Here is a 7542-nt window from a genome sequence, read left to right as displayed (position 1 = left end):
TTTTCATACTGGACTTCGAATTGAACGGAATAGACACCTTTCTCCAAACCCGTATCCAGTTCCCCCCACTGGATGTGATGCATTTCTCCGCTATAGACGGTACTGGAAAGCGCAGGCTTAAGCACCGTTCTTGTCTCCATTATGCCGCCTTCTTTTCCTACAGCCCGTATATAAGCCGTTACGTAACGTACTGGCGCCGGGGAAACATAACCGTAGACGATCCATTTCTCTCCCGCATAGAAATCCTTTGGATTCCCGCTGATTACATGGCCGGCATCGGCATGGATACGCCGCCATTCCGATGTATGTTCAATATCGCCGGCCAAAGTGAGCGGCAAAACTTGAATCTGTTTGGTTATCTCGCTATGAAGTTTGCCGTCGCTCACCACAAGCCGAACGTGGTACATCCCTGGCTCCGCCGAAATAATCGTCGCAGCACTGTTCACAATGGTACGCTGCCCGGATGGGCTGGCAATCTCCCACGTTTCCGTAAGCGGATCCCCATCAGGATCAGAGGAACGGTCCAGCAGTGTCAATGAGTCCCCTTCATAAACAGGTTTAGGCGACCAGTCAAATTCGGCGATAGGCGGCCGATTCGGCTTGATCCAGAAATAACCGGGATCACTCCATGCGCTCCAGTCAAACCCGTCGAAAACGCGGACCTGTATATACATATAGACACCCTCGGGCAAATCGGAGTTCGGTCTCCAGCTATTGGCCGTGCCCGGCAGGATGGAGGAATCGAGGAGTTTCTCCCCGCCATACCGGTAAACGATAAGTTGGAAACGTGTTTGGACATCCTGATCAGAGTCGGAATAAACAAATCGGAATAAAGGTTTCCGTTCCATCATCTCAGTTGGCTTGAGCTGATCTTTGCTCGCCGGATCGGCAAGCATGGCTGACGGGAGCCGGTTAAGAATGGTTACCTGTTTTTCCATCTGGGCTTCAGAGCCGCTTGAATCCTGAACCAATTGACGAATGCGGAACAACCCGAGACTGCTGAACGTTTTTTGCCAACTCGTACGGGAACTGCTGGCTATCGTCTCCCCGCCGTTGGTCGTTGCATTTCGCAAATACCAAGTATGAGGGAGATTCTCCCGACTTCCGTCCTCCCTGTCATAGGCAATGGAGTCAAACGTGATTGAAACGCCGCGGAAAGTGCTCATGTGCGTTTGATTGAATCCAGGAACCGGAGGAGTATTGTTGACAGGTATCGTGCCTATGTTAAGCGTTTGAATGGAATACACCGACCAAGCCCCGTACTCATCTTTGACGGCCATCCCGACTTCATAGATTCCTCTTTCCTGCGGCGTGACGAGTTTCTGATAGACGGTTTCCCCGGATGGTGCCACATAATAGAACTTCTTCTCCAAGATCCCCTTTGTCGTCCGGTAATCGATGCCCGTGTTTTCTGTGGAATAGTTGGTTGAATTAACGTATCGGTCCGGATCGTAGCTGCTATCCGTCCAGATGACTTTCCCGTCAGCTGCGGATGCAACCGCAAACTGCGACACAGGCCTACGGTGAACCGTCACTTTCTTGACGAACGGATTTGAATCTTTACGGTATTCTCCGAACCGGTTGTCCGGATAGCGGTAATCCGGTTGCGGGTCGTCCTTGGCCTGGAGCTTGACGAGGTAATCCCCCACCTTATCAAAGGTCAGCTGCTCGGATTCAAGCATGCGGCCATTGAGCGTCGACAAGCCCTGATTATTCAGGAATCTTGGCGTATGTCCGAAGCTCCATAGGTAGGAGCCGGCTTTGGGATCCCCTTCCGGGTCGAAGAACTGAATGTTTTCATACTGCACATCAGCCCGCGCCATGCCTTCATCCCAAATGGCATAATCCTCAGACCATTCCACTTTGTTTTCGACGGCCTTGTAAGTCAGAGCACTGAACCGGACATAAGCTTTGTTGGCGTAGTATCCGAATTTACCTTCCGTGAATTGGCTGTCTGTGGCGCTTAAAATGGGAATGTTGTTCAGGAATGCTTCGATTCTATTGCCTATTGTTTTGACCTTCAATCCATAGCTGACATCCGACTGGAACGGGTAGCTGCCGCTCTGCAGGACGGACCTGGATCCATTCACATACTTGACCAGGTCGAACGAATGGCCGTCCGTCTCCACCGCGTACCGATTCCGTGGATCCTGCATGCGGAAGCTGAATCCCATGCTCTCCTGGTCGATGTCCACATCCGTCATTCGAAGGCTGAATTTCATCTCCGCATCGTTCAGCGAAACGTCGGACACCATCTGTCCGTTCGTGAACGTCTGACGTGCAAGCGCACCTGCCGCAGGATCGCCTACGGCCATATAGACGTAAGGAGTCTTCAACGGATAGGCAGGTTCCAGAACTTCAAACAGAACCCCGCTGCCTGTGTACTCTCGGAAAAACGCGCATCCAAAAGCATTGCAGTCGCCGCCTGTATGGGCATTATCGGCGGTAAGGGTCGAGTTGCTTCCCGTCCTGTTTCCGTTCCAATCTACGAAGGTGCTCGTTCCTCCGGGAAGTTGTTCCTTGATCGTTCCATCCCGCATGCTCAGGCGCAGCACGCTGGATTCAATGCTTGTCGATCCCCCGTTTTGAAAAAGAGGGACATATAAATCATCCGCCGATGGCGACATCGTCATCGGATGATAATTCAAGGTCGTCATTCCCCGGTAAAACCCGACCTGATTGCTGTTTAGTCCGGCTTCTCGATTGGGTTCATTCAGGTACTTCTTCCAGATTAGATTCATGTTTGGATCGTATTTGTTAACCGTTAAGTCCAGGTAAGAGTGAATCGGATTCCATGTCTGTCCTGAAGTAATTTTGGTGCCGTGGCCCTCGTAGGTGTATGTGTTCCCGTAGGGGTCCGTATACCATTCATCCGCAATGTGATAATCAAAGCCGGTCCAATATGTTCCCGGCCTTAACGGTACGGATCTGATCGTTCCAAGGCGCTTCGGCGATAAATCAGGACCAAGCTTGACGAAATAACCTGCATCTCCGCCTTCAGGCAGCGTGTAGTTGGAGGAATGATCATTGTAGAAGCTGCTCAAAACGATGGTTCCGTCATTTCCGGAACGGGATATTTTCCATTCATCAAAGGCTCCCCCTGCCTTGCCCCTATCTGCTGCGGTTCCGTCGAAACTGGAGGAAAAGCTTCTTTCCTTCAAGAGTTGTCCTGTTGCTGCATTGTAGGCAGCAACCCTAACTTCTCCCTGAGCGGTCTGGATTAGATACAGGTAGGTTCCCGATACCGTAAACCATTTCCGATAGGCATTGTCGATGGTGATCATGTACTCATACGGGGTGCCATTCGTCCATTTCCGTTTAGGCGAATAGGGATTGCTGTAATCCCACACGACTGGCGATAATTTCTTTGGATTCAAGCCGTAGATCGTGTAGCTCGAGCCTTTGTATCCGGAAAAGATCGTGAGTTTCTTCGTTGAAGAGACTTGAGGCAGGAAGTGATTGTACAAGACGTTGCCGTCACTTCTAACCTGCATCAGTTCATTGTCTTTATCCAGAATGATGTCGTTAAACTTGTTTTTGTTCGTGAATGCGCGCCAGGGCGAAAGGGAGTTGGGTCCGAATCCATTGTCGGCTTGTGTTCCCATCGTCCAAAATACAGCATCATTTCCTGTTGCGCTGTTCATTTCATAGCGGTTCATATTGTTCGCCGCCCCGCCGAAATTGCGGCCTTCGCCACCGGCCAGACTGCCGCCGTCAACACTCCACAGCTTGAGCTTGTCGTATACCTGCTCCAATGTGTTCGGGACGTAAACCGGCCATTCCATCATTTTCTCCGGGCGGATGGTTGTGCTGGCGTCCAGATCCGGCTGCGGGTTTTTGCCTTTGAGGTCGAAGGATACCTCTGGTGCATTGTTCACGATATTCAGCGCAAGCGTGGACTGGGTTTGATTGTCTGTATTGCCTGTCTGGCCGTAGTCCTCGGTTACTTCTGTCCAAAACAAGTACTTGCCTACTTTGCCGCCGGTAAAGGTGACTTGCTTCAACGTCCCCGTTAGCGTCTGCCAAGGATCATCTGCAAAGCCATTGTTGAGCGCGTCGTATTTGTACTTATATTTGGCTGTCACAATCTCGTCCCCATCAGGGCTGTATGATTTATTTAAGATGATGTTGGGTTCATTTCGAATTCCGAGTGCCGGCACATCGAGCTTGGCCACCGGCGGCAAATCTGGCTTCACCTTAATATCACATACAGCCGGGGAATCGGATCTCCGCCCTCTTGTATCGTAGACTGTCAGTTGAACCTGCACGATGATATCCTGACCGGTCCCATTCGCATATCTGGTCGACTTGTTCTGCCATTCATCACGGGAATGATCGACCGGTGTCCCATCGGGACTATAACTGCTGCTTGAGTCGAACTGGTTGGCAGGTATGTAGTGGTTTTCAATTACGGCGGCCGGACATTTAATGATAGGGATCGGGCTGCGGGAAAGGACATTAATAAACGTGCTGGCCTCTGCTGTCGCTCCCCATTGGTCACGTCCGGTTCCATAGACGGTATGAGTGCCTTTTTCCATCGTCACTTCATACATGCCATGTTCATTTGTCGGGTATTTTCCTTTTAAGCTTTTGATCCATGGCGTGCCTCGGGTGTAATCAAAACCGTCAAAGATGAATTCATCCCCATCCGGATCATATGGGGTAGGGACCGATGGATCCTGAATGACGACGAGATCAAGAATATCGCCTTCCATTGCTTGCCGAATTGGCTTTGTCGGCTCGCCGCGCTTAACCCATGCGATTTGGAATGTCGGCGGATGGTTGTCCTTTGGCCCCTTAATCTCAAGAGGTTTTGGCCCTATCCAGTCGGTCGCTCCGCAATCGGTAGATACTTTCATGTAGACCTGATGATTGCCTTGCCCGATTGCTCTTGGATAATCGGACCGTGCATAGGTCGTATCGGAATAACTTCTGAGCCATTCGGTGACGCTTTCGTTGCTGCCGCGAACGAATTTGTACATGTGACCGGTATAAGCGCAGCTCCCCAGCTGCAGATCCTTCGGGTGGACGGTGAAGCTATCCCCGTAGTCTATGGAAGGAGGCAAGACGTCAAAATCAGCCTTAATTTCTTTGTTTGGAGTTGGCGTCGGTATTGGAGCTGCGCCTGGCGTAAAGGTGCGTTGAAGCGAGTTGTTGTTCTCGTTGGACTCATCGATAACGTTGCCGCTATCCACCGTGAGCTTGAAGGTTTTGGATGCGCTAGTCGTGAATGTGCTGCTGAACGTAAAGCTGGCCGATTCACCGCTTTTTATAGAAAGTTTGGTATCGAGCTTGAGGATGGCTCCTTTTTCGTCCGTCACTTTTACGTTGAAGACTTTATTGATATCTAAGCCCTCGTTGTGATAAGTGGCCATGAAGGTCGCTGATTTTCCGACCTCGATGGTAGCTGGGCCGGTGATGTCGTCAGCAATCAAGTCTAGTTTAGGTGGGGTTCCTATCCTTTCATATGTAACAGTTACCTCATATTCCAAAAGATATGTTACACCAGACCAAACTGTATTTGAATCAAGCAAATAATCTCTACCTTGAACGTTTCCGTTAAGTGAATTATCAACGCGGTAATCAATTCCTTCAAAATTATAATTTGCATTCAGTTGTTTGTGTACTTTCAGATAACCATAACCGTCATCGCCCTTTCCTTTATAATCTATAACTAGACCTCTTGTGCTCGGGGTAGCTTGAGTAATATTAATTGATTTCGGATCAATTTTAGAAATTGACACTTCCTCTCGCGAAGCTGTAAACATTGAATCAGGCGGGGGTATTTTATCTGACCATGATGCAGCGCTCCCATCAGAAAATCTTAATTCCAAGGGGATGCTCTTTCCGCTATTATCTGCGCTTGGAATTACACCTGGATATTGAGAAATCCCGTCAGTAATGGTTTCCGATGGCGCGCTCCATATGAAGTCTCCTGTAGAGCTTTTGCCAGTCCTCCAATTCCTACCACTCGAATCTCTCCATATAGAAAAATACATAGTCGATATCCCTTCAGAATCAATGTTTATTGGGTCACCATTGATTTGTGGTATTTCAATCTTCTTTGTGGCTTTATTGTACGAACCAAGTTGCCCTTTTTCTAAGCCATTTTTTTTGATTGAATATAATTTCACGTCGAAGTTTTGATACTGGGGAATATTAATATTAAAGTCATTGATTATCTCGCTTGAATTATATTTTTGGTATCCAGGATTATTAGTTGAATTTAATGTACTGGTAAAAGTATCGGAAGATGCAGCTGAGACTGGTTGAGAAAACATGGAAATATCAGACGTAATAAATGAAAGAAGTAAAATGATTACGAAAAAGTTCTTCAATTGTTACCACCACCGAAGATTCGTCCTTCTTTTTCAAAAAAAATCTTGTTTTGCTTATTGGACCAATCAAAGTACAAGAAAGGCCAATTACCATTTTTAATATTGGTAAAGTTCTTTTTATCAACGGTAACGAGATGCCATATTTCGGTTTTGCTGTTTTTTTGTATTTTCAAGGTTTCAAGCTTATTTAATTTTGATTCTGAATTTAGTGGGTAAATGGCTGCGAAATTCATATAAGGGTTACTTATCATCTCTCTGAGGTAACGTTCAGTATTTTGTAATGTTTTTGTAGCCGCCATGACTACATTGAAAGCTAATAGATAATCGCTGCTCCAACTATTACCATCCGCTCGGATAAGGCTCGGCACTAGATTTCTGTAAGGACTATTTTTGTCTGCTAAATCTATTACGAGCATTTGCTTAAATGTACCTTTAGCATAAGGGGAGATATCTTCTGTAAATGGAAATGGTCTAATTACTCCTCCCCACATCGTTTCAACATTTGTTCCTCGAAAGGCAACCTCCGCAAAGGAAGCAGCTCTTTTGTCCGCAGTCAGACTCCCGCCACTAAGAACCGTAAGCACCCGATCGACAATAACCATTGCCTGAGCGCGAGTAGAATTTTCTTTCAGACCCAACTCGCCGCCGGTTAAGCCGGACAGGATGCCGCGCTTCGTGGCTTCATAGACCAGCTGTGAGTCGCTAGTCTTTGTATTTCGCAATGTTTGATCAACGGCTCTCACTGTAATACGCGCCATTTCCTGGCGGTTGATCGGCTGAGCCCAATTTCCATTAAAATCGGATGTATTGTGTATGCCAGCTTCTACAGCCGCACTTATATACGGAGTGTACCAGGGCTTGCCGGGTAGATTTGCGGGGATATCCAACTGAAGGGATAAATCAACAAGCTTTAGGAATTCAGCCCGGCTGATCTCTTTATTGGGTTTGAACGTGCCGTCTTCGAATCCATTGACCAGCTCTTTCATGATGAGTTTTTGAATCGAGCTGTAATACCAATCGCTGGATTTCACATCCTTGAAAGAAGTGCTGGCGGCCGTAGCGGGTGCTGCTTGCATGGATGCTGAAACGGAAGAAAAGAGAAGCGCAGCAGCTGTTAGACCGGTGGTCAGTTTGGAAAGTTTCATTTCAATCCGCTCCTTAATATTGGGTATAAATCTGACTAATTTCTGACCCGTGAGTGGTC

2 protein-coding genes (1 of these 2 cut by a window edge) are annotated in these 7542 nt (G+C 47.9%); both read right to left on the bottom strand.

Annotated elements, in window-relative coordinates:
• Nucleotides 1–6338, bottom strand: partial view of a CARDB domain-containing protein gene (locus CIC07_RS06745; RefSeq protein WP_083688692.1) — the 5' portion only. The gene continues 82 nt to the left of window position 1, outside the view; only the first 6338 of its 6420 coding nucleotides appear in the window; its start codon is at nt 6336–6338; the stop codon falls past the left edge of the window.
• Complete coding sequence (locus CIC07_RS06740; RefSeq protein ID WP_076359496.1) at nt 6335–7483, bottom strand: S-layer homology domain-containing protein; 1149 nt, start codon at nt 7481–7483, stop codon at nt 6335–6337. Before CIC07_RS06740 ends, CIC07_RS06745 begins: the two co-directional genes overlap by 4 nt.
• Nucleotides 7484–7542: the final 59 nt, after the last annotated feature.

This window comes from Paenibacillus sp. RUD330 (assembly GCF_002243345.2).
In the GTDB taxonomy this organism is placed as follows: Bacteria; Bacillota; Bacilli; order Paenibacillales; family Paenibacillaceae; genus Paenibacillus_O.
This window is presented reverse-complemented; position numbering and strand designations above follow the sequence as displayed.